The sequence below is a fragment of the Streptomyces sp. NPDC107765 genome (assembly GCF_055657085.1).
This window is the reverse complement of sequence record NZ_JBVKBL010000010.1, coordinates 118,096-143,934: the sequence shown is the minus strand read 5'-3', so window position 1 is coordinate 143,934 and position 25,839 is coordinate 118,096. Positions and strand designations below refer to the sequence as shown.

28 protein-coding genes, 1 tRNA gene and 1 riboswitch are annotated in these 25,839 nt (G+C 69.7%); of the genes, 10 read left to right on the top strand and 19 right to left on the bottom strand.

The window, feature by feature from the left end:
* The 3 genes from ACZ7MX_RS24265 to ACZ7MX_RS24255 form a co-directional block, all read right to left on the bottom strand.
* Entirely contained in the window at nucleotides 1-321 is a 321-nt protein-coding gene (locus ACZ7MX_RS24265; RefSeq protein WP_472135274.1) for a DMT family transporter, read from the bottom strand.
* Nucleotides 322-352: 31 nt separating this feature from the next.
* A riboswitch (guanidine-III (ykkC-III) riboswitch) is annotated at nucleotides 353-416 on the bottom strand.
* A gap of 85 nt (nucleotides 417-501) precedes the next feature.
* Complete coding sequence (locus ACZ7MX_RS24260) at nucleotides 502-804, bottom strand: GroES family chaperonin (protein WP_048828920.1); 303 nt, start codon at nucleotides 802-804, stop codon at nucleotides 502-504.
* Between the two features lie 160 nt (nucleotides 805-964).
* Nucleotides 965-1,282 (bottom strand): DUF3618 domain-containing protein, encoded by a 318-nt coding sequence (locus ACZ7MX_RS24255; protein ID WP_030414494.1) that lies wholly within the window; start codon nucleotides 1,280-1,282, stop codon nucleotides 965-967.
* A gap of 181 nt (nucleotides 1,283-1,463) precedes the next feature.
* On the opposite strand from ACZ7MX_RS24255, the gene bcp reads away from it, so the two are divergent.
* Nucleotides 1,464-1,931, top strand: a complete 468-nt coding sequence (gene bcp, locus ACZ7MX_RS24250) for a thioredoxin-dependent thiol peroxidase (RefSeq protein ID WP_472135272.1) — start codon at nucleotides 1,464-1,466, stop codon at nucleotides 1,929-1,931.
* A 13-nt stretch (nucleotides 1,932-1,944) separates the two neighbouring features.
* On the opposite strand, the gene ACZ7MX_RS24245 is transcribed toward bcp, so the two are convergent.
* Together ACZ7MX_RS24245 and ACZ7MX_RS24240 are read right to left on the bottom strand one after the other, a co-directional pair.
* Nucleotides 1,945-3,219 carry a sensor histidine kinase gene (locus ACZ7MX_RS24245; RefSeq protein WP_472135270.1) on the bottom strand — a complete coding sequence of 425 codons (1,275 nt, stop codon included), beginning with the start codon at nucleotides 3,217-3,219 and terminating at the stop codon, nucleotides 1,945-1,947.
* Complete coding sequence (locus ACZ7MX_RS24240) at nucleotides 3,219-3,725, bottom strand: hypothetical protein (protein WP_472135268.1); 507 nt, start codon at nucleotides 3,723-3,725, stop codon at nucleotides 3,219-3,221. The genes ACZ7MX_RS24245 and ACZ7MX_RS24240 overlap by 1 nt, the downstream gene beginning before the upstream one ends.
* A gap of 337 nt (nucleotides 3,726-4,062) precedes the next feature.
* On the opposite strand from ACZ7MX_RS24240, the gene ACZ7MX_RS24235 reads away from it, so the two are divergent.
* The 4 genes from ACZ7MX_RS24235 (at nucleotide 4,063) to ACZ7MX_RS24220 (ending at nucleotide 7,142) form a co-directional block, all read left to right on the top strand.
* Nucleotides 4,063-5,601: an MFS transporter gene (locus tag ACZ7MX_RS24235; RefSeq protein ID WP_472135266.1), complete on the top strand. Its 1,539-nt coding sequence runs from the start codon at nucleotides 4,063-4,065 to the stop codon at nucleotides 5,599-5,601.
* Nucleotides 5,602-5,710: 109 nt separating this feature from the next.
* Complete coding sequence (locus ACZ7MX_RS24230) at nucleotides 5,711-6,364, top strand: HNH endonuclease signature motif containing protein (RefSeq protein ID WP_472135264.1); 654 nt, start codon at nucleotides 5,711-5,713, stop codon at nucleotides 6,362-6,364.
* Complete coding sequence (locus ACZ7MX_RS24225; RefSeq protein ID WP_472135262.1) at nucleotides 6,361-7,011, top strand: HNH endonuclease; 651 nt, start codon at nucleotides 6,361-6,363, stop codon at nucleotides 7,009-7,011. Before ACZ7MX_RS24230 ends, ACZ7MX_RS24225 begins: the two co-directional genes overlap by 4 nt.
* A gap of 58 nt (nucleotides 7,012-7,069) precedes the next feature.
* Nucleotides 7,070-7,142: transfer RNA gene (locus ACZ7MX_RS24220), tRNA-Leu, on the top strand.
* Between the two features lie 56 nt (nucleotides 7,143-7,198).
* On the opposite strand, the gene rdgB is transcribed toward ACZ7MX_RS24220, so the two are convergent.
* The 4 genes from rdgB to ACZ7MX_RS24200 form a co-directional block, all read right to left on the bottom strand.
* Nucleotides 7,199-7,834 (bottom strand): RdgB/HAM1 family non-canonical purine NTP pyrophosphatase, encoded by a 636-nt coding sequence (gene rdgB / locus ACZ7MX_RS24215; protein WP_472135260.1) that lies wholly within the window; start codon nucleotides 7,832-7,834, stop codon nucleotides 7,199-7,201.
* A 65-nt stretch (nucleotides 7,835-7,899) separates the two neighbouring features.
* Nucleotides 7,900-8,304: a hypothetical protein gene (locus ACZ7MX_RS24210; RefSeq protein WP_472135259.1), complete on the bottom strand. Its 405-nt coding sequence runs from the start codon at nucleotides 8,302-8,304 to the stop codon at nucleotides 7,900-7,902.
* A 222-nt stretch (nucleotides 8,305-8,526) separates the two neighbouring features.
* A complete protein-coding gene (gene rph / locus ACZ7MX_RS24205; RefSeq protein ID WP_472135257.1) occupies nucleotides 8,527-9,258 on the bottom strand; it encodes a ribonuclease PH in 732 nt (243 codons plus the stop codon).
* 120 nt (nucleotides 9,259-9,378) lie between these two features.
* Nucleotides 9,379-9,612: a PTS sugar transporter subunit IIB gene (locus ACZ7MX_RS24200; protein ID WP_472135255.1), complete on the bottom strand. Its 234-nt coding sequence runs from the start codon at nucleotides 9,610-9,612 to the stop codon at nucleotides 9,379-9,381.
* A 257-nt stretch (nucleotides 9,613-9,869) separates the two neighbouring features.
* Between ACZ7MX_RS24200 and ACZ7MX_RS24195 the strand changes: the two genes are divergently transcribed.
* Both ACZ7MX_RS24195 and ACZ7MX_RS24190 read left to right on the top strand, forming a co-directional pair.
* On the top strand, nucleotides 9,870-11,171 hold the full coding sequence (locus ACZ7MX_RS24195; RefSeq protein WP_472135253.1) for a PTS transporter subunit EIIC: 1,302 nt from the start codon (nucleotides 9,870-9,872) through the stop codon (nucleotides 11,169-11,171).
* A 271-nt stretch (nucleotides 11,172-11,442) separates the two neighbouring features.
* Nucleotides 11,443-12,696 carry a PTS transporter subunit EIIC gene (locus tag ACZ7MX_RS24190; protein WP_472135251.1) on the top strand — a complete coding sequence of 418 codons (1,254 nt, stop codon included), beginning with the start codon at nucleotides 11,443-11,445 and terminating at the stop codon, nucleotides 12,694-12,696.
* A 122-nt stretch (nucleotides 12,697-12,818) separates the two neighbouring features.
* On the opposite strand, the gene ACZ7MX_RS24185 is transcribed toward ACZ7MX_RS24190, so the two are convergent.
* From ACZ7MX_RS24185 to clpS, 8 genes are all read right to left on the bottom strand, one after another.
* Entirely contained in the window at nucleotides 12,819-13,571 is a 753-nt protein-coding gene (locus ACZ7MX_RS24185; protein ID WP_472135249.1) for an MBL fold metallo-hydrolase, read from the bottom strand.
* 332 nt (nucleotides 13,572-13,903) lie between these two features.
* Nucleotides 13,904-14,854: a PLP-dependent cysteine synthase family protein gene (locus ACZ7MX_RS24180; protein ID WP_030414508.1), complete on the bottom strand. Its 951-nt coding sequence runs from the start codon at nucleotides 14,852-14,854 to the stop codon at nucleotides 13,904-13,906.
* Between the two features lie 2 nt (nucleotides 14,855-14,856).
* Nucleotides 14,857-15,135 carry a MoaD/ThiS family protein gene (locus ACZ7MX_RS24175; protein WP_030414509.1) on the bottom strand — a complete coding sequence of 93 codons (279 nt, stop codon included), beginning with the start codon at nucleotides 15,133-15,135 and terminating at the stop codon, nucleotides 14,857-14,859.
* Between the two features lie 147 nt (nucleotides 15,136-15,282).
* Nucleotides 15,283-15,456 carry a putative leader peptide gene (locus tag ACZ7MX_RS24170; protein WP_199816418.1) on the bottom strand — a complete coding sequence of 58 codons (174 nt, stop codon included), beginning with the start codon at nucleotides 15,454-15,456 and terminating at the stop codon, nucleotides 15,283-15,285.
* Nucleotides 15,457-15,587: 131 nt separating this feature from the next.
* The gene (locus ACZ7MX_RS24165; RefSeq protein WP_472135246.1) at nucleotides 15,588-16,013 is read right to left on the bottom strand and encodes a M67 family metallopeptidase; all 426 of its coding nucleotides are present in this window, start codon (nucleotides 16,011-16,013) and stop codon (nucleotides 15,588-15,590) included.
* Between the two features lie 111 nt (nucleotides 16,014-16,124).
* On the bottom strand, nucleotides 16,125-17,564 hold the full coding sequence (locus tag ACZ7MX_RS24160) for an amino acid permease (protein WP_472135244.1): 1,440 nt from the start codon (nucleotides 17,562-17,564) through the stop codon (nucleotides 16,125-16,127).
* A 463-nt stretch (nucleotides 17,565-18,027) separates the two neighbouring features.
* Nucleotides 18,028-18,624: a DUF2017 domain-containing protein gene (locus tag ACZ7MX_RS24155; protein ID WP_472135242.1), complete on the bottom strand. Its 597-nt coding sequence runs from the start codon at nucleotides 18,622-18,624 to the stop codon at nucleotides 18,028-18,030.
* The gene (clpS, locus tag ACZ7MX_RS24150) at nucleotides 18,621-18,974 is read right to left on the bottom strand and encodes an ATP-dependent Clp protease adapter ClpS (RefSeq protein WP_051733358.1); all 354 of its coding nucleotides are present in this window, start codon (nucleotides 18,972-18,974) and stop codon (nucleotides 18,621-18,623) included. The genes ACZ7MX_RS24155 and clpS overlap by 4 nt, the downstream gene beginning before the upstream one ends.
* Nucleotides 18,975-19,516: 542 nt before the next feature.
* On the opposite strand from clpS, the gene ACZ7MX_RS24145 reads away from it, so the two are divergent.
* Entirely contained in the window at nucleotides 19,517-20,845 is a 1,329-nt protein-coding gene (locus ACZ7MX_RS24145; RefSeq protein WP_472135240.1) for a nicotinate phosphoribosyltransferase, read from the top strand.
* A gap of 453 nt (nucleotides 20,846-21,298) precedes the next feature.
* Nucleotides 21,299-21,895, top strand: a complete 597-nt coding sequence (locus ACZ7MX_RS24140) for an isochorismatase family protein (protein ID WP_472135238.1) — start codon at nucleotides 21,299-21,301, stop codon at nucleotides 21,893-21,895.
* A 233-nt stretch (nucleotides 21,896-22,128) separates the two neighbouring features.
* Here the strand turns inward: ACZ7MX_RS24140 and ACZ7MX_RS24135 are convergent, their stop codons facing one another.
* Entirely contained in the window at nucleotides 22,129-22,536 is a 408-nt protein-coding gene (locus ACZ7MX_RS24135; RefSeq protein ID WP_472135236.1) for a hypothetical protein, read from the bottom strand.
* Between the two features lie 122 nt (nucleotides 22,537-22,658).
* Nucleotides 22,659-25,049 carry an immune inhibitor A domain-containing protein gene (locus ACZ7MX_RS24130; RefSeq protein WP_472135234.1) on the bottom strand — a complete coding sequence of 797 codons (2,391 nt, stop codon included), beginning with the start codon at nucleotides 25,047-25,049 and terminating at the stop codon, nucleotides 22,659-22,661.
* Between the two features lie 440 nt (nucleotides 25,050-25,489).
* Between ACZ7MX_RS24130 and ACZ7MX_RS24125 the strand changes: the two genes are divergently transcribed.
* Nucleotides 25,490-25,813 (top strand): hypothetical protein, encoded by a 324-nt coding sequence (locus ACZ7MX_RS24125; protein WP_472135232.1) that lies wholly within the window; start codon nucleotides 25,490-25,492, stop codon nucleotides 25,811-25,813.
* Nucleotides 25,814-25,839 lie beyond the last annotated feature (26 nt).

Below are 25,839 nucleotides of genomic sequence, written 5' to 3'. Positions count from 1 at the left end.
TCAGTGGCCGGACGTCGCCTTCAGACCGACCACGGCCACCAGCAGCAGACAGATGAAGAAGATCCGGGCCGCCGTCGCGGGCTCACCGAGCACCACCATCCCGACCACCGCGGCACGGGCCGCCCCGATACCGACCCACACGCCGTAGGCGGTACCGATCGGCAGGGTCCGGGCCGCGTACGACAGCAGCAGCATGCTGACGACGATGCCCCCGCCGGTGAACACGCTCGGCCACAGCCGGGTGAACCCCTCGGTGAACTTCATCCCGATCGACCAGCCGACCTCCAGCAGACCGGCGACCACCAGCAGGACCCACGCCATGACGGCACCTCCGTGAACCTCGGTCAACAGGGGTGCGTCGTCTTGTCCTGACCCGGTACGGCGCGTCTCGTCGGGGCTTCCGAGGCTAGCAAAACGGGCAGGTCAGGACAGCGGAACGGGCGGTGACCCCGGTCACCGCCCGCATCCCGTCCGTCCGCCGCATCCGCCACCGGCGGTCGGCTACAGATACAGCCCCGTCGCGTCCTCCGCGCCCTCCAGCCGCTCCGCGGCCACCGCGTGCAGATCCCGCTCGCGCATCAGCACGTACGCCACACCGCGCACCTCGACCTCGGCCCGGTCCTCCGGGTCGTACAGCACCCGGTCACCCACCTCGACGGTCCGCACGTTCTGCCCCACGGCGACGACCTCGGCCCAGGCCAGGCGCCGGCCGACCGCCGCGGTCGCGGGAATGACGATGCCCCCGGACGAGCGGCGCTCGCCCTCGGGAATGTCCGTCCGGACCAGCACACGGTCGTGCAGCATCCGGATCGGCAGCTTGTCGTGGGTGTCCTTGGTGTTATTCGGGCTCACGCCATGACCGTACCTGGCCCGGCGCCCCGATCACGCACCGCAGCCCGGATCGGCCCGGCCACCGACGCCCCGCGCCACCACTCGGCCCGGCCCGGCCGCCCGGCCCCGCCGCTCAGTCGCGCCGCCTGGCCCGCAGCGTCAGCAGCCCCACCACGGCCACACCGACCAACGCCACCGGAACGATCCGCTCCAGCCGCGGCACCCCGTCCTCCGACACCAGCTGCCCCCGCACGTCCGCGAGCGCACGGTGGGTGACCACATACGCCCGGCCCGCCGTACGGTCCACCGCCGACATCGCCTTCGCCTTCGCCTCACCCATGATCGTCTTCGGGTGCAGCCGCACACCGATCTCGTCGAGCGTGACGGCGAGCTCCTGCCGCCTGCGGACGATGTCCGCCTCGATCTGCGCCGGGGTCCTGGCCTCCGCCACCGCGCTGCCTCCGTCGTCTCGCGCCATCCGATGATGGACAGTCTGTCAGCTCACACCCGCGCGCGCCCCACAGCACCCCCGTTTCGCGCGCCCGGCACGCCCCACACGCCCCGGCTGTCAGTCCCGGTGGCTAATGTCGAAGGCGTACCGATCCCGCTGACCCCGCCGTACGAGGAGAGCCATGAGCGAGCGACTGCAGCCCGGCGACACCGCCCCCGCCTTCACCCTGCCCGACGCGGACGGCAAGCAGGTCTCGCTCGCCGACCACAAGGGCCGCAAGGTCATCGTCTACTTCTACCCCGCCGCCCTCACCCCCGGCTGCACCAAGCAGGCCTGCGACTTCACCGACAACCTCGACCTCCTCGCCGGCCACGGCTACGACGTCATCGGCATCTCCCCCGACAAGCCGGAAAAGCTCGCCAAGTTCCGCGAGAAGGAAGCCCTCAAGGTCACCCTCCTCGGCGACCCCGACAAGACCGTCCTGGAGAACTACAGCGCCTACGGCGAGAAGAAGCTCTACGGCAAGACCGTCACCGGCGTCATCCGCTCCACCGTCATCGTCGACGAGGACGGCAAGGTCGAACGCGCCCTCTACAACGTCAAGGCCACCGGCCACGTCGCCAAGATCATCAAGGACCTCGGGCTGTAACCCCCGCAACCCCTCACCACCCCGGAGCCGGCACCGCCGGCCCCACCGCCGCCCGGTCCGGCAACTCCAGCACGGCCTCGGCGCCGCCCTCCGCGGCGGCGCCGAAGTCCAACCGCGCCCCCAGCACCTCCGCCTGCCCCGCCGCGATCGTCAACCCCAGACCGTGCCCGGTCCCCCGCTCCGGCGCCGCCGTACGGAACCGCCGCGGCCCCTCCGCACACAACTCCGCCGGATAACCCGGCCCGTGATCCCGCACCACGATCCGCGACCCGGCCACCACCACCTCGATCGGCGGCTTCCCGTGCTTGGCCGCATTCGCCAGCAGGTTCACCAACACCCGCTCCACCCGCCGCCGATCCGTCTCCACGATCCGCGGCTCCCCCTCCACGGACACCGACACCTCATCCACCCCACGCTGCCGCGCCGCCCGCTTCACGATCCCCCGCACCAACGACGGCAACTCACACGCATCAAGATCCGCCCGCTCCACCCCCGCGTCCAACCGCGACACCTCCAGCAGATCCTCCACCAGCCGCCGCATCGCCTGCGCCCGGTCCCGGACCATCTCCACCGCCCGCGGCTGCGGCAACAACTCCGCCGCCGCCACCAGACCCGCCACCGGCGTCCGCAACTCATGCGCCACATCCGCGGTGAACTCCCGCTCGGCCTCCACCCGCGCCGCCAACGACGTCGCCATGTGATGCACACTCCGGCCCAGCTCCGCCACCTCGTCCCGGCCATGGCTCGCCAACGCATCCGCATCCGGCGGCTCCCCCGCCGCGATCCGCCGCGCCGCCGCCGCACTCAGCCGCAACCGCCGCGACAACCGCTGCGCCACGAACCACGACACCACCGCCATCAACCCGACCGTGCCGCACCCAGCGATCAACAACGCCCGGTCCAACGCCACCTGCGCCGGATCGTCATCCGGATACGCCGCCGACACCGACAACGACCGCGCCGGCCGCCCCCCACCGCCGTCACCGACCCCGGTCGCCGCCCACACCCGCGGATCCTCACCACCACTGACATACGTCCCCGAACGGCTCTTGAACACCGCCTCCCGCAACGGCCCCGGCAACGTCGCATCATCCAGCTGCGCACCCAGCGCCAGCGTCCCGTCCCGCTCGTAGATCTGCAGCGCAGAACTCAGCCGGTCGTCCTGATACGACCGCGCCGAACGCTCCCGCTCCGCATCCGCTATGTGATGCACGGCAAACCCGAGCACCACCACAGCCAGCGCCGTCATACACGAAATGGCCAGCGCGATCCGGCCTCGAATGCCCATCACGCGAGGTTGTACATCTCCGTCGTGTCCCCGAGCGGCGTCGACCCCTCGTACGTCACCTCAAGACCCGTGAACGCCAGCCCGCCGTCCACCGACTTCGGGTTGTACAACCGGAACGTCGCCGGAAAACCCGAATCCGTCCCCACACCGGCGGCGGTCTTCTCCACCTGCACCACACCCACCCCCAGCGCATCCCGCGCCCCGTACTTCTTCCACGTGATCGCGGTCGCCACCATCCCCGCATCCGCACACGTCAACGTGATCACCTGCGGCTTCACCTCCGGCTCCCCGATACCGCAGTCCCGCACCCCCGGCAGCCCCCCCGACTGCTTGGCGTCCTCCTTGACCTCCTGCACCGCCGCCGTCTTCGGCGCCGCATCCACCGCCGACGCCCGGTCCGGCACCTGACTCCACCACACCCCACCGGCCGCCAGCGCCGTCACCACGACAAAGGCCACCAGCGCGGTACGCCCCCGCACCCAGCGGGACCCTTCGCGGTCGGTCATCACGATCTCCTCCCGGGGACCACGCCCCGTACCCACACCAGCACACACCACTGCCACGCCCGACCCCGCCACTCTCCCGCCCCCGCGACACAGGCAGATTGCCCGAATACTGCAGTGACCGCGCGGCTGTGTACCAGTCCTGTAACAAGCACCGTCACACCCCTGGCGCACCCCCGATCATCCGCCCCCACCCTGCCCCGGACGGCCCACCCACACGTGACGTACATCGCTTCGTACGGCCAGAGTGGTTTGATCCGCGCTCCACTGCGCAGGCGCACCTGTCGTATCCGTCGCACCCGCCGCGCCCCGCGCGCCGAACGACCGAGAGGACCGCCTCGTGCCGACCGGCAGCACCGAAGCCGACCGCGCTCCCGACCAGGACCGGGAAGCGCTCAAGCGCCACCGGTGGCTCTTCCGTGCCGTCGCCCGGCGAAGAAACCCCAAACTCCGCCGCACCGACATCACCGTCACCGACGAGCGCGTCGTCAAGCGCGCGGTGAAGGCCGCCGCCCTCGGCAACGCCATGGAATGGTTCGACTTCGGCATCTACAGCTACCTCGCGGTCACCATCGGCAAGGTCTTCTTCCCCGGCGGCAGCGACACCACCAGCCTGCTGTCGTCCTTCGCGACCTTCGCCGTCGCCTTCCTCGTACGGCCCCTCGGCGGCGCCTACTTCGGCCCGCTCGGCGACCGCATCGGCCGCAAGAAGGTCCTCGCCCTCACCATGATCATGATGGCCCTGGGCACCTTCTGCATCGGCCTGATCCCGTCCTACGCCACCATCGGCTTCTGGTCCCCGACGCTGCTCATCCTCTTCCGCCTCGTCCAGGGATTCTCCACCGGCGGCGAATACGGCGGCGCCTCGACCTTCATCGCCGAATACGCCCCCGACAAGAAGCGCGGCTTCTTCGGCAGCTTCCTCGAACTCGGCACCCTCATCGGCTACACCGGCGCCGCCGGCATCGTCCTGCTCCTGACCACCCTGCTCGGCGACGACACGATGAACTCCTGGGCCTGGCGCCTGCCCTTCCTCATCGCCGGCCCGCTCGGCCTGGTCGGCCTCTACCTGCGGGTCAAGCTCGACGAAACCCCCGCCTTCCAGAAATTCGAGGCGGCCCACACCCACCACGCCACCGGCTCCGTCGTCGAGGCCGAAGCGGAATTCTCCCACCTCTCCGAAAACGCCCCGAAGAAGAAACTGGGCGAAATCTTCGCCCAGCAGTGGCCCACCCTCATCCTCTGCATCGCACTGGTCGGCGCGTACAACATCACCGACTACATGCTGCTCTCCTACATGCCGACCTACCTGACGGACACCCTCCACTACGAGGAGTCCCACGGCCTGCTGATCCTCCTCGGCACGATGATCGCCCTGATGTGCATCATCAGCACGGTCGGCAAACTCAACGACCGCTACGGCCGCAAGCCGCTCCTGATGGCCGGCATGCTCGGCTTCTTCCTCCTGGCCATCCCGGCCTTCCTCCTGGTCAAACAGGGCACGATCCTCACCGTCTGCCTCGGCATGGCCCTCCTCGGCCTCTCCCTGGTCTGCCTCCTGGGCACCATGTCCGCGGCCCTCCCCGCCCTGTTCCCCACCCAGGTCCGCTACGGCTCCCTCTCCATCGGCTACAACCTCGCGGTCTCCCTCTTCGGCGGCACCACCCCGCTCGTCATCACCGCCCTGATGGACGCCTTCGGCCAGAACGTGATGGTCCCCGCCTACTACACGATGGGCGCCGCCCTCGTCGGCGTCATCGCCGTCGCCTGCATGAAGGAAACCGCCCAGCAGCCCCTCGACGGCTCCCCACCCTCGGTAGCCACCAAGGAAGAGGCCGTCGAACTCATCACGGCCCAGGTCCAGGAGCCCCGCTTCTGACCGGAACCTGCTTTCCCTCTTCCTGACCCTGCGTAACCGCCCCGGCGTTCGATCGTTGTTCTGTTCGAGCGAGCACCGGGGCGGTTCCGGTGCCGGAGGGGAGGCATCCATGCCGGTCAGCCCGTACACCCGTGAGCGACTGGAGGCCGCGGCGTCGTCGTCGCGGACGTTGTCGGAGGCGTTGGGGAAGTTGGGGGTGGAGGCGAAGGGGGAGAAGCGGAAATACCTCCGGGAGCGGATGAAGAGGATGGGGGTGGACACATCGCACTTCGAGCGGGAGGGGGCCAAGTGGACGAAGGAAGTCCTGCACGAAGCGGTCGCCGCCTCCTCGAACATGTGCGAAGTCCTGCGCCGTCTCGGACTTGAGGTCGTCGGCGGTCACCACACGCACATCAGCCGCCGGATCAAGGCGTACGGGATCGACACCTCGCACTTCCAGCTGCCCACCCAACGCGGCAAGCAATGGCGTCGCCGGACGCCGGAAGCCCTGCTCGTCGAGCAGCCTGTCGCGCAGGCCCGGCGCATCCCGAGCGACCGCCTCAAGTGGGCGATGGCGGCCCTGGGCGTCCCTGAGCGATGTGCGGGCTGCGGTACGAAAGCGGTCTGGCGAGGTCACCCGCTGCCGCTTGAGGTCGACCACATCGATGGCAACTGGCGCGACAACCGGATCGGGAACCTGCGGCTCCTCTGTCCCAACTGCCACTCCACAACGGACAGTTACCGGGGACGCGGAAAGGGGCGCACCGGGGGTGCCACCGCATGAGCAGCGATGTGGAGTACACCCGCGAACGGCTGGCAGAAGCGGCCGCTTGCTGTTCCGACATCGATGAGGTCATCGCCTATTTAGGTACCCGGCCTTACGGATCCCTCCGCCGCTACCTGCTGAAGCGATTCGCTCACTTCGACATCGATATCAGCCACTTCCGCCCCTATGGGCGGTCCACCCGACCCACACCTGAGGAGTTGCGCGTCGCGGTCGCCGAGTCAGTGTCCATCGCCGCGGTGCTGCGCCGCCTGGGGCGGCCGGACAGCGGGGCCCAACGGGCCCACCTTCGCAGATGGATCGCGGACGACCACCTGACGACCGCACACTTCCTGGGGCAGGCGCATCAGCGTGGGAAGCCGGGCGCGACTCCCATCAAACGCCCCGAAGAGATCTTGGTCGCGCACGACGGGACGCACCGAACGCGAACCCGTCTGCTGCGTCGAGCGCTACGCGAGGTCGGTGTCCCTGAGGAGTGCGCCGGCTGCGGTGTCGGCCCCGAATGGCTCGGTAAGCCGATGACACTGGAGGTCGATCACATCAGCGGGGACTGGAGCGACGACCGTCGCGAGAACCTGCGATTGCTGTGCCCGAACTGTCACGCCGTCACTGCCACGTGGTGTCGAGGAGGTCAACGACCGGCCTAATGGTGGAGGTCTCCTCACGGACAGGCGGCTCCGCGCAGTAAAGTAGCCCGCAGCACACGCGCCCGTACGCCAACGGCTGAGCGGCGATCTTTAGGTGGTCGTGTCTGTCGGTTCGAATCCGACCGGGCGCACAGGTTGGACAGGCCCCGCACCTTCGATTCATAGGTGCGGGGCCTGCTCCGTCAAGTCAGCCCAACAACTCCCCCACCACCGGCACCAACGCCCGGAACGCCTTCCCCCGGTGGCTGATGGCGTTCTTCTCGTCGGGGGTGAGTTCGGCGCAGGTCCGGTCCTCGCCGAGGGGCTGGAGGATGGGGTCGTAGCCGAAGCCGCCGGTGCCGGCGGGGGTGTGGCGGAGGGTGCCTTCGAGGGTGCCCTCGACGACGCGTTCGGTGCCGTCGGGGAGGGCGAGGGCCGCGGCGCAGGCGAAGTGGGCGGCGCGGTGTTCGTCGGCGATGTCGGAGAGTTGGGCGAGGAGCAGGTCGAGGTTGGCCCGGTCGTCGCCGTGCTTGCCGGACCAGCGGGCGGAGAAGATGCCCGGGGCGCCGCCGAGGACGTCGACGCAGAGGCCGGAGTCGTCGGCGACGGCGGGGTGGCCGGTGGCCCGGGCCAGGGCGTGTGCCTTGAGGAGGGCGTTCTCGGCGAACGTGACGCCGGTTTCCTTGACGTCGGGGACGTCGGGATAGGCGTCGGCGCCGACGAGTTCGACGTCGAGGCCGGCCGCGTCCAGGATGGCGTGGAGTTCGCGGATCTTGCCGGCGTTGCGGGTGGCGAGGATCAGGCGGCGGTGGGGTGCGGCGCGTCCGCCGGTTTCTGGCTGCATGGGCCGATTATCCCGGGCGTGGTGCCGGGAGGTGCCCCGGGCGGGGCACCGCCGCCGTACGCCGGTCAGCCCGGGGTGCAGATCTTGGTCATCTGGCTGGTGCCGTCGACGATCGGCTGGATGTCGGGGGCCTTGTTGTTCTCGATGTCCTTGCGGGCGTTCTTGATGCCGGTGTTGGTCTTGTCGATGGCCTTGGACAGTTCGGGGTCGTTGGCCTCGTTGCTGAGCTTGCGCAGGTTGCTGTCGATGTTGTCGAGGGCCTGCTGGGTCTTCTTCGGGTCCGTGAGGGCGTTGTCCGCGGCCTGCTGGAGTTTGTCGACGGCGTTGACGACGGAGGTGGCGGTCTTGGCGCAGTCCACGGCCTTCTGGACGGCTCCGCAGGCGGTGAGGAAGGGGACGGTGAGGGTGGCGGCGGCTAATGCGGCGAGGGCGAGGGGGGTGGGTCGGCGGCGGAGGGTGCTGGGGGCCATGGGGTGGTGTTTCCTTCCTCGGCGGGGCATGAGCCGGGGCGGGCGTCCCGGGTCATGTGCAGGCAAAGGAGGAAACGCGGGGCCGGGGGTCTTTGGTTGCCCGGGGGTCCGGCGGCGGCATGATCCGGCCGCCGGACCGGGGGACATTGGCGTGATCCACGTGATCCGGGCATGGGGCGACTGCAGGACCCCCATCGCTCCGAGCCCCGCTGCCCCTTGACGTCAGAGCGTGCCGGCCAGTGCCGTCCGCTGGATGGTGTCGAGGTCGGTGCAGCCGCTGACCGCGAGGTCGAGGAGGGCGTTGAGTTCGTCGCGGGCGAAGGGGGCGGCCTCGGCGGTGCCCTGGACCTCGACGAAGCGGCCGTCGCCGGTGCAGACGACGTTCATGTCGGTCTCGGCACGGACGTCTTCCTCGTAGCAGAGGTCGAGGAGCGGGGTGCCGTCGACGATGCCGACGCTGACCGCGGAGACGGTGCCGGTGAGCGGTTTGCGGCCGTGCTTGATGAGCTTCTTGTGCTGGGCCCAGGTGATGGCGTCGGCGAGGGCGACGTATGCGCCGGTGATGGCTGCGGTGCGGGTGCCGCCGTCGGCCTGGAGGACGTCGCAGTCGAGGACGATGGTGTTCTCGCCGAGGGCCTTGTAGTCGATGACGGCGCGCAGGGAGCGGCCGATGAGGCGGCTGATCTCGTGGGTGCGGCCGCCGATCTTGCCGCGGACGGATTCGCGGTCGCCGCGGGTGTTGGTGGAGCGGGGCAGCATCGAGTATTCGGCGGTGACCCAGCCCTCGCCGGTGCCCTTGCGCCAGCGGGGTACGCCTTCGGTGACGGAGGCGGTGCAGAAGACTTTGGTGTCGCCGAAGGCGATGAGGACGGAGCCTTCGGCGTGCTTGCTCCAGCCGCGTTCGATGGTGACGGGGCGGAGCTGTTCGGGGGTGCGGCCGTCGATGCGAGACATGGCGTAGACCCTATCGGGGAATGGTGAAGGCCCCGTTCCGGGCGGTGGGCGTCCGGGGGCGGGGCCTTGGGAGGGTGAGCGGGGCGCGGCCCGGGGGGCCGGCGCTGTGGGTTCAGGTCCTCACATCATGTCTTCGATTTCGGCGGCGATGGGGTCGGCGTCGGTGCCGATGACGACCTGGATCGCGTTGCCCATCTTGACGACGCCGTGGGCGCCGGCGGCCTTGAGGGCGGACTCGTCGACGAGGGAGGCGTCGGAGACCTCGGTGCGGAGGCGGGTGATGCAGCCTTCGACCTCTTCGATGTTGTCGAGTCCGCCGAGGCCGGCGACGATCTTCTCAGCCTTGCTGGCCATGTCCACTCCTGCTTGTCTCGGCCGCCGGCGGTGCCGCCGTGCGGTTTTCACACCGTAACGCACGTTTAGCCCAACTATGTGGGCGTTTGTCCGCTGTCTGACGAAGGATGGCGATCACCAGGTGGGCGATCACCGGGACGGTGATCACGCGACGGCGGGCGCGCGTTCGGCGACCGCCGCCAAGTGGTCTACACCACCAGTATGCGGTACGCAGCGGGCCGGCCGTCGGCGGGGCGGCTGCCGGGAGGACGGCGCGGATGAGTGCGGACGCAGCGGCGGCGGAGCCGAGGAGGAAGTGGGCGTCGGACCTCTTCCAGGGGCTGCAGAAGATGGGGCGGAGTCTGCAGCTGCCGATTGCGGTCCTGCCCGCGGCGGGGATCCTCAACCGTCTGGGGCAGCCGGACGTGTTCGGGGCGGAGGGGCTGGGCTGGGACGCGGTCTCCAAGGTCATGATGGGTGCGGGCAGCGCCCTGCTCGACGGCGCCCTCGGGCTGCCCCTTCTCTTCTGCGTGGGCGTGGCCATCGGCATGGCCAAGAAGTCCGACGGCTCGACCGCGCTTGCCGCCCTCGCCGGTTTCCTCGTCTATTACGGCGTGCTGCGGCAGTTCCCCAAGGTCTGTGCCGGCGGGGCGAAATCCGTGCCGGGGGTCGGCTGTGTGGCTCCGGACGCGACGGCCACGGCGTTCACGTACCAGAATCCCGGTGTGTTCGGCGGCATCGTCATCGGGCTGCTCGCCGCCTTCTTCTGGGTCCGGTACCACCGCACCAGGCTGGTCGACTGGCTCGGCTTCTTCAACGGCCGCCGGCTGGTCCCGATCATCATGGCCTTCGTGGCGATCGCCTTCGCCGCGCTGTGCCTGTGGGTCTGGCCGCCCATCGGCGACGCCCTGGAGGGCTTCAGCCGATGGCTCAGCAACCTCGGCGCCTGGGGAGCGGGCGTCTTCGGTGTGGCGAACAGGGCGTTGCTGGTGATCGGGCTGCACCAGTTCCTCAACGTGCCGATCTGGTTCCAGTTCGGCAGTTACACCAGGCCGGACGGCACGGTGGTGCACGGTGACATCAACATGTTCCTGGCGGGCGATCCGAACGCCGGCCAGTTCACCTCGGGCTTCTTCCCGATCATGATGTTCGCGCTCCCGGCGGCCGCCCTGGCGATCACGCACTGTGCCAAGCCGCACCGCCGCAAGGAGGTCGGCGGGCTGATGCTGTCCGTGGCGCTGACCTCGTTCGTGACCGGCATCACCGAGCCGATCGAGTACTCGTTCCTTTTCATCGCGCCTCTGCTGTACGCGGCCCATGCGCTGCTGACCGGTGTCTCGATGGCGGTGACCTGGGAGCTGGGGGTGCACGACGGCTTCAGCTTCTCGGCCGGCCTGATCGATTACGTCATCAACTGGGGGCTGGCGACGGAGCCCTGGTTGATCATTCCGATCGGCCTGTGTTTCGCCGCCGTCTACTACCTCGTCTTCCGTTTCGTGATCACGAGGTTCGACCTCCGGACGCCGGGGCGCGAGCCGGACGAGGTGGGGGACGCGATGGAGCGGGAGAACGTGAAGTAGGGGCGGGTGCGTCCGGGGGCGGAGGGCGTCGGGAAGGCTGCGGAGGGCCTGCGGGAGGTGTCCGGAAGGGCCTCGGAAGGCCCGGCGGGCCGGTGAGCAGGGCGTCTTCGGGGGCCGGTCCCCCTGTGGTCCACACCACTTGGAAGAATGGATTCCTTTATGCCCGGACTACATGCTAAGAATGGTCTAAACCACCGGTGGTGTAGACCAAGGTGTAGACCAACCAGCGGGCCTCCCCCCTGCACATGCCCGCTTCACCAGGAGGAATCCGATGAGTTCGGCCACCGCCGCGAAGGCGGCCCCCGCGAAGAAGCGGGGCTCCGGCCTGTTCCAGGGCCTGCAGAAGATCGGCCGCAGCCTCCAGCTGCCGATCGCCGTACTGCCCGCCGCGGGCATCCTCAACCGCCTCGGCCAGCCGGACGTCTTCGGCGAGAAGGGCCTGGGCTGGGTCGACGTCAGCAAGGTCTTCGCCGCGGCCGGTGGTGCGGTCTTCGACAACCTGCCGCTGCTGTTCTGCATAGGCGTGGCCATCGGCTTCGCGAAGAAGTCCGACGGCTCCACGGCGCTCGCCGCCCTGGTCGGCTTCCTGGTCTACAGCAATGTCCTCAAGGCGTTCCCGGTCACCGCGGGCCACATCGAGAAGGGCAAGTGGGTCGAGCCGGTCGTCAACAACCCCGGCGTCCTCGGCGGCATCGTCATGGGGCTGCTCGCCGCGGTCCTGTGGCAGCGCTACCACCGCAAGCAGCTGAAGGAATGGCTGGGCTTCTTCAACGGCCGCCGGCTCGTCCCGATCATCATGGCGTTCGTCGGCACCGCCGTCGGCGTGCTGTTCCTCCTCGTCTGGGAGCCGGTCGGCAGCGCCATCTCCGGCTTCGGCGAGTGGATGACCGGGCTCGGTGCGGCCGGCTCCGGCCTGTTCGGCCTGATCAACCGGGCGCTGCTGCCGATCGGCATGCACCAGTTCGTCAACACCGTCTCGTGGTTCCAGCTCGGTGACTTCACCGACGCCGCTGGCAAGGTCGCGCACGGCGACATCGGCCGCTTCTTCGCCGGCGACCCGTCCGCCGGCCAGTTCATGTCCGGCTTCTTCCCGATCATGATGTTCGGTCTGCCGGCCGCCGCCCTTGCCATCGCGCACGCCGCCCGCCCCGAGCGCCGCAAGGCCGTGCTGGGCATGATGATCTCGTTGGCGCTGACCTCGTTCGTCTGCGGCATCACCGAGCCGATCGAGTTCTCGTTCATGTTCATCGCCCCGGTGCTGTACGCGATCCACGCGGTGCTGACCGCCGTCTCGATGGCGCTGACCTGGGCACTGGGCGTGCACGACGGCTTCACCTTCTCGGCCGGCTTCATCGACTACGCGCTGAACTGGAACCTCGCCACCAAGCCCTGGATGATCATCCCGATCGGCCTGGCCTTCGCGGTGGTCTACTACGTGCTGTTCCGGTTCGCGATCAGCAAGTTCAACCTGACCACCCCGGGCCGGGAGCCCGAGGAGGAGATCGAGGACCTGACGAAGGCGTAGACCGCCGCGCCCACGGCGTCAGGCCACCACACGGGCGTCACGCCGCGACACGGCACAGGGCCCCGGAACCGCAGCTGGTTCCGGGGCCCTGTCGCGTCGGGGCGGGAGGCCGGTCCGCCCGCTCAGAGCTCGTAGACCGCGCCCGCCCGGGCGACCTCGACCGGCCCGTCGTAGACCTTCTGTGCGTCGCGGACGCTGATCTCCGGGTCGGTCCACGGCGGGATGTGGGTGAGCACCAGCCGGCCGACGCCCGCCCGCCGGGCGTGCTCGCCGGCCTCCCGCCCGTTCAGGTGCAGGTCCGGGATGTCTTCCTTGCCGTAGGTGAACGACGCCTCGCACAGGAAGAGGTCACTGCCCGCCGCCAGGGAGTCCAGCGCCTCGCAGGGCCCGGTGTCGCCGGAGTACGTCAGCGACCGGCCGTTGTGCTCGATGCGGAAGCCGAACGCCTCCACCGGGTGGCTGACCCGCTCGGTGCGGATGGTGAACGGCCCGACGGTGAACGTGCCGGGCGTCAGCGTGCGGAAGTCGAAGACCTCGCTCATCGCGCCGTCGTGCGGCACGTCGGCGTGCGCGACGGTGAGCCGCTGCTCGGTGCCGGCCGGCCCGTAGACCGGCATCGGGTCGCAGCGGCCGCCGTCCGGGCGGTAGTAGCGCACCACGAAATAGCCGCACAGGTCGATGCAGTGATCGGCGTGCAGATGCGACAGGAGCACGGCGTCCAGGTCGTACAGGCCGGAGTGGCGCTGCAGCGCGCCCAGGGCGCCGTTGCCCATGTCGAGGAGCAGCCTGAAGCCGTCGGCCTCCACGAGGTAGCTCGAACAGGCCGATTCCGTGGAAGGGAACGACCCCGAGCAACCGACGACAGTGAGCTTCATACGGGGGTGAACCTCCGTGGGCGGGGGCGGCGGCCGGCGGTCCGTGCGGGTACTCCCGGCGGGGCCTTTGCCGGGTGCTGCCGGGTCTTGGGCGTTCTGTGCGGTGCCCACGAGCGTAAGGCGCAAAAGGTCCGGTGGCTCCTCCGGCGGGGCGAGCTGTGGGCGGAATCACCAGTCCGGGCTGACGGCCCGCACGGCCGTGCGACGCCCGCCGCGAGGGCCCGTTGCCGGGCCTGCGAGGCCCGCCGGCAGCGCCCCGTCGCCGGTCCGTACGACGCCCGTCGCCCGGGCCGCCCCGGCCCCCGCCGGACCGGCCCGGTGCCGGTGTCCCGCTAGGCCCAGAGCTGCCCGTGCAGCGTGGCGATCGCCGCCTCGGTGGACTCGGCGGTGTAGACGCCGGTCGAGAGGTACTTCCAGCCGCCGTCGGCGACGACGAAGACGATGTCCGCGCCCTGCCCGGCCTTGACCGCCTTCCGGCCGACGCCGATCGCGGCGTGCAGCGCCGCGCCGGTCGAGATGCCGGCGAAGATCCCTTCCTCGGCGAGGAGTTCGCGGGTGCGGCGGACCGCGTCCTCGGAGCCGACCGAGAAGCGGGTGGTGAGCACCGACTCGTCGTACAGCTCGGGGATGAAGCCCTCGTCGAGGTTGCGCAGGCCGTAGACCACGTCGTCGTAGCGCGGTTCGGCGGCCACGATCTGGACGCCGGGGACCTGCTCGCGCAGATAGCGGCCGACGCCCATCAGGGTGCCGGTGGTGCCCAGGCCGGCCACGAAGTGGGTGACCGAGGGCAGGTCGGCGAGGATCTCGGGGCCGGTGGTGGCGTAGTGCGCACCGGCGTTGTCGGGGTTGCCGTACTGGTAGAGCATCACCCAGTCCGGGTGCTCGGCGGCCAGTTCCTTGGCGACCCGGACGGCCGTGTTGGAGCCGCCGGCCGCGGGCGAGGAGATGATCTCGGCTCCCCACATGGCGAGCAGCTCGCGCCGCTCGGAAGAGGTGTTCTCCGGCATGACGCACACCATGCGGTAGCCCTTGAGCTTGGCCGCCATGGCGAGCGAGATGCCGGTGTTGCCGCTGGTGGGCTCCAGGATCGTGCAGCCGGGGGTGAGCCGGCCGTCCTTCTCGGCCTGCTCGATCATGTGCAGCGCCGGGCGGTCCTTGACCGAGCCCGTGGGGTTGCGGTCCTCCAGCTTCGCCCAGATACGGACGTCCTCGGAGGGCGAGAGGCGCGGGAGGCGGACGAGAGGGGTGTTCCCGACCGCCGCCAGCGGGGAGTCGTAGCGCACCTTTAGACCATTCCGCCGGCCACGGCCGGCAGGATCGTGACGCTGTCGCCGTCGGCCAGCTTGGTGGAGATGCCTTCCAGGAAGCGCACGTCCTCGTCGTTGAGGTAGACGTTCACGAAGCGGCGCAGCTGCTCGCCCTCGACGAGGCGCTCGCGGATGCCCGCGTGCCGGCTGTCGAGGTCGGCGAACAGGTCGGCGAGGGTCTCGCCGGTGCCCTCGACGGCCTTCTGGCCGTCGGTGTAGGTGCGCAGGATGGTCGGAATTCGGACCTCGATGGCCATGGGAGAGCTCCTGTGGGAGTGGGTGCGGTGGCGGGTGCGGTGCGTCCCGTTGCACGGCGGCGGGTTGCCGGGTGGGCGGCGGGTGACGCGGGGGGTGCGGAAGGGCGGGGTGCCGGCGGCGTGCGCCGCGCGCCCGGGCGGACCGGGTCAGCCGGCGGCGCAGCGCGGACAGATGGCGCTGGACAGGCGGCACAGATCGACGTGCAGCCGTGCGGCTCCGCAGCCGAACGCGCCCAGCAGGGCCGATGCGGAGCGACGCGTGGCGAGCGGAGCGAGCAGCAGCATGCCCGGCCTCTTCTCGCTCACGTCGTGGTCAACCATGCGGGCATCGTATCGATTCCCGGTCCGGGTATTGGAACCATGTCCCATCATGCGGACGGTTGGTGTACGCCAGTTGGGACGCGCTCTTCCCGGGCCGGCCGCCCGGCCGCCGGACGCGCCGTTCGGGCCGGTCAGGAGTACTCCGCCACGATCTCGACCTCTTCCTCGGTGACCGTGCCGTCGACGATCCGGAAGGAGCGGAACTGGAAGGGCCCGGCGTCGTCGGTGTCGGCGGTGGAGACCAGCACGTAGTGGGCGCCGGGCTCGTTGGCGTACGAGATGTCGGTGCGCGAGGGGTAGGCCTCGGTGGCGGTGTGCGAGTGGTAGATGATCACCGGCTCCTCGTCCCGGTCGTCCATCTCCCGGTAGAGCTTGAGCAGGTCCGAGGAGTCGAATTCGTAGAACGTGGGCGACCGGGCGGCGTTCAGCATCGGGATGAACCGCTCGGGGCGGCCGCTGCCGGCCGGGCCCGCGACCACTCCGCAGGCCTCGTCGGGGTGGTCCTGGCGGGCGTGCTCGACGATCCGGTCGTGGAGGGCCTTGGTGAGGGTCAGCATGGCGCCAAGAATAGACACGCGGGCCGGCGCGTACCGAAGAGTGGTACGCGCCGGCCCGCATGCTGGACAGCGGTCCTTCCGGACGGCCGGCGGCGCCGGACGGCCGGTCGATCAGCCCTGGTCCGCCGGGGCGTTGGCGGCCTCGGCGGCGTTCTTGCGCTGGATGCACAGGTAGCCGACGCCCATGATGAGCGCCCACACGGGAGCCGCGTAGAGCGAGATCCGGGCGTCCGGGTCGATGCCCATCATCACGATCACCATGGCGATGAAGGCCAGCGCGAACACCGAGGTGTAGGGGCTGCCGGGGGCCTTGAACTCGGACTGCGGGAGCTCGCCGCGGTTCGCCTTGGCGCGGTAGCGCAGCTGCGAGAGCAGGATGACGATCCAGGCCCACATACCGGAGATGGTGGCGAAGGAGACGACGTAGTTGAACGCCTCGCCGGGCCACTGGTAGTTGATCCAGACGCCGGCCAGCATCATCGCGACGGAGACGCCGGTGCCCCAGGTGGGCAGGCCGTTCTTGCTGAGCTTGGTGAAGAACTTCGGGCCCTGGCCGTTGAGCGCCAGGTCGCGCAGCATCCGGCCGGTGGAGTACATGCCGGAGTTGGCCGAGGAGAGCGCGGCGGTCAGCACGACGAAGTTGACGATGCCGGCGCCGGCGGGCAGGCCGATCTGCTGGAATGCGGCGACGAAGGGGCTCACGCCCGGCTTGAAGACCGTCCAGCTGACCACGGACAGGATGATGATCAGCGCACCGATGTAGAAGAGGCCGATCCGCCACGGCACGGTGTTGATCGCCTTGGGCAGGACCTTCTTCGGGTTCGTCGCCTCACCGGCGGTGACGCCGACGAGTTCGACGGCCAGGAAGGCGAACATCACGATCTGGAGCGTCATCAGCGTGCCGCCGATGCCCTTGGGGAAGAACCCGCCGTGCGACCAGAGCAGGGTGAACGAGGCGGTGTCACCGGCGTCGGAGAAACCGAGAGTGATCACGCCGATGCCGATGAGGATCATGCCGATGATCGCGGTGACCTTGACCATCGAGAACCAGAATTCGAGCTCACCGAAGAGCTTCACCGAAATCAGGTTGATGCCGAAGAGCGCGACGGTGAAGACCAGCGCCGACACCCATTGCGGTATGCCCTTGTTCCAGTATTGGACGTAGGTGGCCGCGGCGGTGACCTCGGTAATTCCGGTGACGACCCAGAAGAGCCAGTACGTCCAGCCGGTCACAAAGCCGATGAACGGGCCGAGGAATTCCCGGCCGTATTCCGAGAAAGACCCGGAAACGGGCCGGTACATGAGCAGCTCGCCCAGGGCCCGCATGATGAAGAAGATGACCAGACCGACGATGGCGTAGGCGAGGATGATGCTCGGCCCGGCCATCGAAATGGCCTTGCCCGCTCCGAGGAACAGGCCCGTACCGATGGCGCCACCGATGGCGATCATCTGGATCTGCCGGTTGCCCAGACCTCGCTGGTAGCCCTCTTCGGGGGCCTTTCCAGCTGCCTCGTTGCCGTCGTGCTGCTTGTCGACCTGCACAGAGGTCATGAATGGTGCGCCTTTCTCCATACCGACCCGGTCTGTCCGGATCGGGTCCCGATCCCCCCGGATGGAGTCCTGCACGCCGACGGTCGGCCGGCTCAGCGCTCCCGCGGCGACAAGGGTGGCGTCACGCGCGGCAGGTCGTGAACATTTATCACGGCGTTAACTTGATCGCCTAGGGATGAGATACGTCACGCGCCCGGCAAATACGGACAAGGGGGGCGAATGGCGGCGCACTACACGGCTGGGTGTGACGCGATCGTTATCCGGATTTGAGCCTCCGCTGAGCGAACACCCAGCCCCCGGCGCATCGGGACACGTCGGGCGATATGCCCGGCTCCCTCCCCTTCGGGCGGCCATTTACCTGCCGCCGGCCCCCCGACCCACGGCCGAAACCGCCCCTGCCCACTCCCGTGGGCGGATCCGCCTGCCACCGGCAACCGAACCCCGTGCCCCCTGCAAGTAGATTTCAGGCCGTCAGCGACTCGACGAGCGTCTCCTGCAGCCCGCCCAGCCACAGGTACGCCATCACCATCGGCTTGCGCGGATCGCTGTCCGGCAGCCGCAGCAGCTCGCCGCCGTCCTCCTCGTCGGTGACCTCCAGGCGCGTACCGATCGCCAGCCTGAGGTCGTTGAGGGCACCCAGCCACTGCCGGCACTCGTCCGCGGTCAGCCGCAGCACCGCCGGATCACCACCGGACGGCGAGAGGGTGTCCAGCGCCCGGATCAGCGCGAGGGCGTCCGACCGCTTACGGGCGCGCAGATCGTTCTCCGTATAGCGGCGGAACTCCGCGGCCGCGGCCCGCACGTCATCGTCCGGCACCAGGTCCGGACCGCCGTAGGCATCGGGGAAGAACCGGGCCAGGACCGGGTCGGCGGGCGGCTCGCTGGGGCCGTCGTTGAACACCGACGCCAGCAGGTCCTCGCTCTCGTCGTCGGCGGCCTGCTCGCCCGGCCCGATCAGCTCCATCAGCTGCACGGCGAGGCTGCGCAGGATGGAGATCTCGACCTCGTCGAGCGGTACCGCCGCGCCGCCGTCGGGCAGCGGCTCGAAGTGTCCGGTCATCGGCGGTCCTGCTGCAGGGTCGCCCACAGGCCGTAGCCGTGCATGGCCTGTACGTCCCGTTCCATTTCCTCGCGGCTGCCGCTGGAGACCACCGCGCGGCCCTTGTGATGGACGTCGAGCATCAACTGGTGCGCCTTGTCCTTGGAGTAACCGAAGTACGTCTGGAAGACATAGGAGACGTAGCTCATGAGGTTGACGGGGTCGTTGTGGACGATCGTGACCCACGGGACGTCCGGCTCGGGCACCTCGAACGGGGCCTCGCTCGACTCGGGACGCTCGATCTCGACCGGCACACTGAGCGTGCAGTGGTGCGGCCGGAGCGTGATCGTGGGTGACGGGTGGGCGCTCACACGCCCCATGCTGCCACCCAGGGGCCTGCCATGCACAAATGCCCCTCACCTGGGCCGCGTCGGGGGGATGGGGCTGGGGTGAAGTGAGGGGTGGAGGGGGCGGGCGGGGTGAGGGGTGGAAGGGGCGGCCGGTGAGGGGTGGATGGGGGGTGGGGTGAGGGACGAGCGGGGTTGGAGGGGGCGGGCGGGGTGAGAGGTGAACCGGGGGGTGGGGTGAGGACGTTGTGAGGGCCCGGGCGCGCCGGGGATGTTGAGCCTGGGCGGTCCGGGGTGGGGGCCTAGGCGGGTCCGTGGCGAGAGCCCGGGCGGGTTGGGGCGGGAGCCCGGTCGGGTCCGAGGTGGGGGTCCGGGCGGGTCCGTGGCGAGAGCCCGAGTGGTTCCGGTGCGGGAGCCCGGTCGGGTCAGTGCGGGGGCCCAGGCGGGGTCGGGGCGGGAGCCCGAGTGGTTCCGGTGCGGGGGCCCGGGCGGGTCCTGTGGGGGGCGGGTCCGGCGCCTCCACCACTATCGTCAAAGTGACGAGTATTGGGGGTAGCATCTCCCTCATGAACACAGCAGACCTGGGGCTGCCGGTGGCCGTGCCGTCGACTGCGCTCTTCACCGACCAGTACGAACTCACCATGCTGCAGGCCGCGTTGCGGTCCGGCACCGCGGACCGGCGCGCCGTCTTCGAGGTCTTCACCCGCCGGCTGCCCGAGGGTCGCCGTTACGGCGTGGTGGCCGGCACCGGCCGGGTGCTCGACGCGGTGGAGAACTTCCGCTTCGACGACACGATCCTCGACTTCCTGCGCGAGCGCGGCATCCTCGACGAGCCGACCCTGGCCTGGCTCGCCGACTACCGCTTCCGCGGCGACATCTGGGGCTACCCCGAGGGCGAGGTCTACTTCCCCGGCTCGCCGATCATGCGCGTCGAGGGCACTTTCGCCGAGGCCGTCCTCCTGGAGACGGTCATCCTCTCGATCCTCAACCACGACTCCGCGGTGGCCGCGGCCGCCTCCCGGATGGCCGTCGCCGCCGGCGACCGCCCCCTGATGGAGATGGGCGCCCGCCGCACCCATGAACTCTCCGCCGTCGCCGCGGCCCGCGCCGCCTACGTCGGCGGCTTCCACGTCACCTCCGACCTGGCCGCCGGCTTCCGCTACAACATCCCCACCGTGGGCACCAGCGCGCACGCCTTCACCCTCCTCCACGACACCGAGCGCGACGCCTTCACCGCCCAGGTGGAGACCCTCGGCAGCGGCACCACCCTGCTCGTGGACACCTTCGATGTCGCCGAGGCCGTGCGCACCGCCGTCGAGGTGGCCGGCCCGGGCCTGGGCGCCGTCCGGATCGACTCCGGCGACCTGCTGCTGATCGCCCACCGGGTGCGCCAGCAGCTGGACGAGCTGGGCGCCGAGAAGACCAAGATCGTCGTCACCAGCGACCTGGACGAGTACGCCATCGCCTCGCTGGCCGCCGCCCCGGTCGACGCGTACGGCGTCGGCACCCAGCTGGTGACCGGCAGCGGACACCCGACCTGCTCGATGGTCTACAAGCTGGTCGCCCGCGCCGAGAGCAACGCCCCGGGCGCGCCGCTGCAGCCGGTCGCCAAGAAGTCGATGGGCGCCAAGACCTCGGTCGGCGGCCGCAAATGGGCCGCCCGCCGGCTCGATGAGCACGGCGTCGCGGAAGCCGAGGTCATCGGCACCGGGCCGGTCCCGGCGGAACTGGCGGACCACCAGCTGCAGGTGCCGCTGGTGACCGGGGGCGAGGTCGTGGCCCGCGAGCCGCTGGACGCCACCCGCGACCGCCACATCACCGCCCGCGCCCGCCTGCCGCTGTCGGCCACCCAGCTGTCACGCGGCGAGCCGGTACTGCCGACGGAGTTCGTGTGACGGGGTGAGGCGGCCGGAGTTCGTGCGACAGGGACAGGGTGCAGGGTGAGCCCGCCTGCGGTTCCGTCCGGCTGCGGTTCCGTCCGGCTGCGGTTCCGTCCGGCTGCGGTTCTGTCTGACTGCGGTTCTGTCCGGCTGCGGTCCGCCGACTTGGCCTGCGGTCCGTGGGCTCCGCCTGGTGTCTGCTGGCCTGTTGATGGGGCCTTGTGAGGGGCCTCTTGAGGGGGCCTTTTTGAGGGGGCGCCTGCTCTTGCTCGGGCCGGGCGGGCCTCCTTCTTTTCCGGCAACGATCACAGAGAGTTATTAGTTCCCCGTAAGATATCACAGTGTGTAGCTGCCGGTGGGTGGGGTGGTGGGGCACTCCCGGAAATGCCCGGCAGTGGCTACCCTCGGTCACACCACCGCTCCGCGCTCCGCGCCCTCTTACCGATTCCCAGCCGGAAGGCACGCACCATGCACCGGGCATTGATCGTCGTTGACGTGCAGAACGACTTCTGCGAGGGCGGCAGCCTCGCGGTGGCGGGAGGTGCGGATGTCGCGGCGGCCATCACCGATCTGATCGCCGAGACCGCCGGCAGCTGCTACCGCCACGTCGTGGCCACCCGGGACCACCACATCGATCCGGGCGACCACTTCTCCGACCACCCGGACTATGAGCACTCCTGGCCGGTGCACTGCGTGGCCGGCACGGAGGGCAGCGGCTTCCACCCGAACTTCGCCCCGGCCATCGCCTCCGGCGCGATCGACGCGGTCTTCGACAAGGGCGCGCACTCCGCCGCGTACAGCGGCTTCGAGGGCGCCGACGAGAACGGCACCGGGCTCGGCGACTGGCTGCGGGCGCACGGCGTCACCGAGGTGGACGTGGTCGGCATCGCGACCGATCACTGCGTCCGGCGTACCGCTCTGGATGCGGTCGGCGCCGGGCTGCGTACGCACGTGCTGCTGGACCTGACCGCCGGGGTGGCCGCCCGTACGACCGAGCGGGCCCTGGAGGAGCTGCGGACGGCCGGCGCGGAGCTGACGGGCAAGCCGGTCGTTCTGGGCGGGTGAGTCCGACATCAGTCGGTTGTTCCGGGCGGGTGAGTCCGACAGCAGTCGGTTGGTCCGGGCGGGTGAGTCCGACCTCGGTCGGTCGTTCCGGGCGGGTGAGCGCCGCGTCGGCGGGACCTCGGCCGGAGGGCGGCCGGCCTCGGCCCGGCCCGGCCTCCTCGCCGCCCGTCGGGCCCCTGGGCCGGGCGGTGCGCGCCCGGCCCACGGGCCGCCGTATCCCGGGCCGCCGTACCTCAGGCCGCCGAGGCCGGGCGGTCGTCCTCGTTCGTCATCAGGGGGGCCGGCTCGGGGGTCGGGCGGGCCGGGTGGACGGGGCGGGGGCGCCAGAGGGCGCGTATGGGGTGCCAGGACTCGGTGTCGTCGTCCGGGGTCTCGCGCCAGACGAGGCCGTCGGGGTGGTGCAGGACGGCCGTGACCTCGTCCGGGGTGGGCGGCTCGGTGTTGCCGCGGAGGTAGACCGCGCGCAGGCCGAGGTTGCGCAGCCTGGTCAGGGCGCGCTGGCGGTTCACGGCGTGCACCAGGACCCGGACCCGGCAGCCGCACTCGTACGGGCCGGAGCGCGGGCCGTGGGCCGGTCTGGGCAGGGACAGGGCGACCACCACGCTTCCGCCGGGAAGCCTGGTGAAACCGCCGCCGGACATGTGCATATCTCCCCCGTGAGACTTGGCGTCAATAAGGAACTGTAGTGCGCATCTAAACGCGAATCGGCCGCCGCCCGCTAGGGGGCGACGGCGATCGCGTGTTGACCTGCTGGTTTTATCTTTTACTTACCAGCAGGGGCGACCTTGATCGTCACCGTGGAGCCGTCCCGGGCCTCCTTGGTGATCTTGATCCGGGTGTTGGTGTCAGGAACGATCACACCGCCGGTCGGGTTCGTCTTGTCGTAGTAGACGCCGTGCCGGTCGTCGAAGAGCGTGACGCCCTTCTTCGAGCTGATCTTGACCTCCGCGCCGTCCTTGTGGAGGGTCAGCGCGTCGGTCCGGAAGCGGGTGAAGGTCGAGTCGTAGGTCTGGAAGCGGTTGCGCATCAGCGTGCCGTCGGTCCAGTGCTCGGCCGTCGGGTGCGCGTCGACCGGGAGGATCAGCCCGTGGCCCGGGTGCTGGCCGACGTTGTTGTCCGCCTGCGAGGTGTCCCACAGCCAGATCAGCACACCGTTCTGGAACGGGAAGTGCTCCACCCAGGTCGGCTTGGCCGTCCGCCAGCCGAAGTTGTACGGGCCGACCTTGAGGGTCTTGTCGTACGACACGTACTGGCGGTTCTCGGCGATGTAGTACTGCGGGTAGTCCTTGGTGAAGGACCCGCCGATGCGCGAGAAGCCCTTGGTGGTCCAGCCGTTGTCGTCGCCCTCGGCGTTGTCGCTGAACAGCGGCGCGCCGTCGGCGACCACGCTGATGCTGTCGGCCGCGAAGCCCTTCTGGGCGGCGCCGCCGTCGGTCTGGTAGCGGAAGCGCAGGTCGATCTTCTTGCCCGCGTAGGCGTCCAGCGGGTAGACGAGGTCCTGGTAGGCGGCGACGGTGCCGGTCAGGGCGGGCTTGTCGCTGCCGTCACGCGGGATGGCCTTGCCGCCCGCGGTGCCGTCCAGGGCGGTCCAGTCGGCGCCGCCGTCCGTGGAGACCTCGGCGTAGAGGAAGTCGTAGTCCTTCTCGATGTCCCACCAGCCCTTGAGGTTCAGCGACGCCTTCGCCTTGCCGGTGAGGTCCACGGAGCGGGTGAGGGTGTTCTGCAGGTCGTCGCCCATGCCGCTCCACCACTGCTTGGAGCCTTCCGCGGGCGGGACGACGTCGGTCTTGACGGCCTTGGCGGGCAGTTCGACGACCACCGCCTGCTTGTTCCTGGTGTTGTACTCGGCGACGCCCAGCTTGCTGGTGGACTTCGTCGCGGCCTTCGCCTTGGCGTAGTTGAGCCAGCCCAGCTGGAGCTTGTCCCAGGCGCTCATGTCGCCGGGCAGGTCGCCGATGCTGTCCTTGCCGGTGCCGAGCCAGGAGCCGCCCGACATCAGCGACCAGAAGTCGACGGAGGACTCGCCGGTGCCGGTGGTGTCGTACTCGTCCGGGAGGCTCAGGTCGTGACCGTATTCGTGGGCGAAGACGCCGAGGCCGCCGTTCTCCGGCTGCATGGTGTAGTCGCCGACCCAGACGCCGGTGTCGCCGATCTGCGTGCCGCCCCGCTTGTTGTCGGCGGGGCCGGTCTTGCCGGCGTCGCTGCCGTAGGCGTACCAGCGGTGCGCCCAGATCGCGTTGGTCTTCTGGACGCCGCCACCCGCGGACTCGTCCTCACCGGCGTGCACGATCTGGAAGTGGTCGATGTAGCCGTCGGGCTCGTTGAAGTTGCCGTCGCCGTCGTGGTCGTAGCGGTCCCACTGGTCGTACTTGGCGAGGTCGGCCTTGATCTGGGCGTCGGTGCGGCCCTTGGCCTTCTGGTCCTTGGCCCACTGGTTGACGCCGTCGCGGATCAGGTCCCAGGCGTTGGCGCAGTTGGTCTGGCCGCAGTAGTTGGAGCCGTAACGGGCCTCGTTCCAGTCGACCTTGACCCAGTCGGAGACCTCGCCATCGACGGAGTAGCGGCCCGAGGACTGCTTCTCGTAGTACTTGGCGAGCGACTGCTTCTTCTTGTCGTGCGAGAAGTACAGGTCCTGGAAGTGCTGCTGGTTGTAGTCCTTCTGCCAGGCCGTGCTGTTGTCCTTGGCACGGTCCGGCTGGGCTATCTGGTTGTGCGCGGGGCCGGGGTCGCCGCCGTACTTCTTGACCGGGGGCTTGGGGCCGTCGCCGTCCGGGTCGAACATCGTGGTGTTGTCGACCTTGTCGCCGAAGTCCACGAGGATGGTGAAGATCTTGTCGGTCTTCTGCCGGGCCAGCTCGACGTACTTGCTGCGGCCGAGCTTGACGACCTTCGAGCCGCCCCGGTCGGTGGCCTTGGCCTCGCCGGAGATGACCTGCTGGAGCGCCTCCTTGCGCGCGGCCTGCTGCCGTTCGCTGTAGGGGCCCTTGAGGTCGTGGTCCACGTTGCGCTCGGGCGCCGGGTCCTGGTGCCGGGCGACGGGCGACGGGCCCTGCGCGTCGGCCATCGCTACCCCGGAAGACAAAGCGGCCGCCCCGATCACGGCGATCGCCGTGGCCAAGGCGGCCGGTCTGAACGGTCTTCTCTGCTCTCTCACTTGGAGCGGTCCTCCCCTTCGAACACGGTCACTGTTCGAGGGCATTCGACCGGAAGTACGGGGGAAAAGACAGGTCTTGACTTGGTCACGTCACCGAAGTACGTTAACCGGTCCGCCGAATTCGGATAGCGGACAGCTGTCCGGATGGTGAACACCTCGGGTGACCAAGGGAGTTGGGGGCGGGCCGGAAGGAGCGGGTCCGGTTAACCGGTGCAGAGACCGGGCGTATATGCCCGCCGGACATGCGCCCCCTTTGTCAACAGCCAGGACGCCCCCGCACGTACGTTCACGCGCTTGCCGTGTGCGCCCCCTGTGCCCCCGCCTGGTGGGTTAGGTCACGCTTACTTGCCGTTCCGCTCGGGCAGTAAGGACCGTAGGCTCGTGTGATGGCGCGCCCTTGACCGACCCTCCCTGCCGACCCTCCGAGGACGGATTCCGCCATGCCTCGTCCTACCGCCACCCAGCTCGCCTACGGTTCGGCCACCGTATTTCTCTCCACCCTCGCGATGCTGCTGCTCTCGCAGACGCAGACCGGGATCGGGGTCGCGGTCATCGCCATCGCCGGACTCGGGCTGGGGCTGCTGGTCGCGATGACGACGCCGATGCCCAAGGTGTCCCGGGTCGTCCGCCGGCACGTCGTACGGGCCAAGTCGCCCGCCGCGCCCGGCCCCTTGAGGGCCGTGCCGTCGCCGTACGACCGGGTGTCGCGGCTGACCGGGACGGCCGGCGCGCCGGAGGCCCGGGTCGGCGAGCACTCGCGCTGAGCGCCGCGCTCCGGGCTCCGGGTTCA

What these genes read in the sequence shown, in the direction of transcription:
- ACZ7MX_RS24265 (WP_472135274.1), bottom strand. Translation starts at nt 321, where the DNA reads ATGGCGTGGGTCCTGCTGGTGGTCGCCGGTCTGCTGGAGGTCGGCTGG.
- ACZ7MX_RS24260 (WP_048828920.1), bottom strand. Translation starts at nt 804, where the DNA reads ATGCTGCACGACCGTGTGCTGGTCCGGACGGACATTCCCGAGGGCGAG.
- bcp (WP_472135272.1), top strand. Translation starts at nt 1,464, where the DNA reads ATGAGCGAGCGACTGCAGCCCGGCGACACCGCCCCCGCCTTCACCCTG.
- ACZ7MX_RS24245 (WP_472135270.1), bottom strand. Translation starts at nt 3,219, where the DNA reads ATGGGCATTCGAGGCCGGATCGCGCTGGCCATTTCGTGTATGACGGCG.
- ACZ7MX_RS24240 (WP_472135268.1), bottom strand. Translation starts at nt 3,725, where the DNA reads ATGACCGACCGCGAAGGGTCCCGCTGGGTGCGGGGGCGTACCGCGCTG.
- ACZ7MX_RS24230 (WP_472135264.1), top strand. Translation starts at nt 5,711, where the DNA reads ATGCCGGTCAGCCCGTACACCCGTGAGCGACTGGAGGCCGCGGCGTCG.
- ACZ7MX_RS24225 (WP_472135262.1), top strand. Translation starts at nt 6,361, where the DNA reads ATGAGCAGCGATGTGGAGTACACCCGCGAACGGCTGGCAGAAGCGGCC.
- rdgB (WP_472135260.1), bottom strand. Translation starts at nt 7,834, where the DNA reads ATGCAGCCAGAAACCGGCGGACGCGCCGCACCCCACCGCCGCCTGATC.
- ACZ7MX_RS24210 (WP_472135259.1), bottom strand. Translation starts at nt 8,304, where the DNA reads ATGGCCCCCAGCACCCTCCGCCGCCGACCCACCCCCCTCGCCCTCGCC.
- rph (WP_472135257.1), bottom strand. Translation starts at nt 9,258, where the DNA reads ATGTCTCGCATCGACGGCCGCACCCCCGAACAGCTCCGCCCCGTCACC.
- ACZ7MX_RS24200 (WP_472135255.1), bottom strand. Translation starts at nt 9,612, where the DNA reads ATGGCCAGCAAGGCTGAGAAGATCGTCGCCGGCCTCGGCGGACTCGAC.
- ACZ7MX_RS24195 (WP_472135253.1), top strand. Translation starts at nt 9,870, where the DNA reads ATGAGTGCGGACGCAGCGGCGGCGGAGCCGAGGAGGAAGTGGGCGTCG.
- ACZ7MX_RS24190 (WP_472135251.1), top strand. Translation starts at nt 11,443, where the DNA reads ATGAGTTCGGCCACCGCCGCGAAGGCGGCCCCCGCGAAGAAGCGGGGC.
- ACZ7MX_RS24185 (WP_472135249.1), bottom strand. Translation starts at nt 13,571, where the DNA reads ATGAAGCTCACTGTCGTCGGTTGCTCGGGGTCGTTCCCTTCCACGGAA.
- ACZ7MX_RS24175 (WP_030414509.1), bottom strand. Translation starts at nt 15,135, where the DNA reads ATGGCCATCGAGGTCCGAATTCCGACCATCCTGCGCACCTACACCGAC.
- ACZ7MX_RS24170 (WP_199816418.1), bottom strand. Translation starts at nt 15,456, where the DNA reads ATGGTTGACCACGACGTGAGCGAGAAGAGGCCGGGCATGCTGCTGCTC.
- ACZ7MX_RS24165 (WP_472135246.1), bottom strand. Translation starts at nt 16,013, where the DNA reads ATGCTGACCCTCACCAAGGCCCTCCACGACCGGATCGTCGAGCACGCC.
- ACZ7MX_RS24160 (WP_472135244.1), bottom strand. Translation starts at nt 17,564, where the DNA reads ATGACCTCTGTGCAGGTCGACAAGCAGCACGACGGCAACGAGGCAGCT.
- ACZ7MX_RS24155 (WP_472135242.1), bottom strand. Translation starts at nt 18,624, where the DNA reads ATGACCGGACACTTCGAGCCGCTGCCCGACGGCGGCGCGGCGGTACCG.
- ACZ7MX_RS24145 (WP_472135240.1), top strand. Translation starts at nt 19,517, where the DNA reads ATGAACACAGCAGACCTGGGGCTGCCGGTGGCCGTGCCGTCGACTGCG.
- ACZ7MX_RS24140 (WP_472135238.1), top strand. Translation starts at nt 21,299, where the DNA reads ATGCACCGGGCATTGATCGTCGTTGACGTGCAGAACGACTTCTGCGAG.
- ACZ7MX_RS24135 (WP_472135236.1), bottom strand. Translation starts at nt 22,536, where the DNA reads ATGTCCGGCGGCGGTTTCACCAGGCTTCCCGGCGGAAGCGTGGTGGTC.
- ACZ7MX_RS24125 (WP_472135232.1), top strand. Translation starts at nt 25,490, where the DNA reads ATGCCTCGTCCTACCGCCACCCAGCTCGCCTACGGTTCGGCCACCGTA.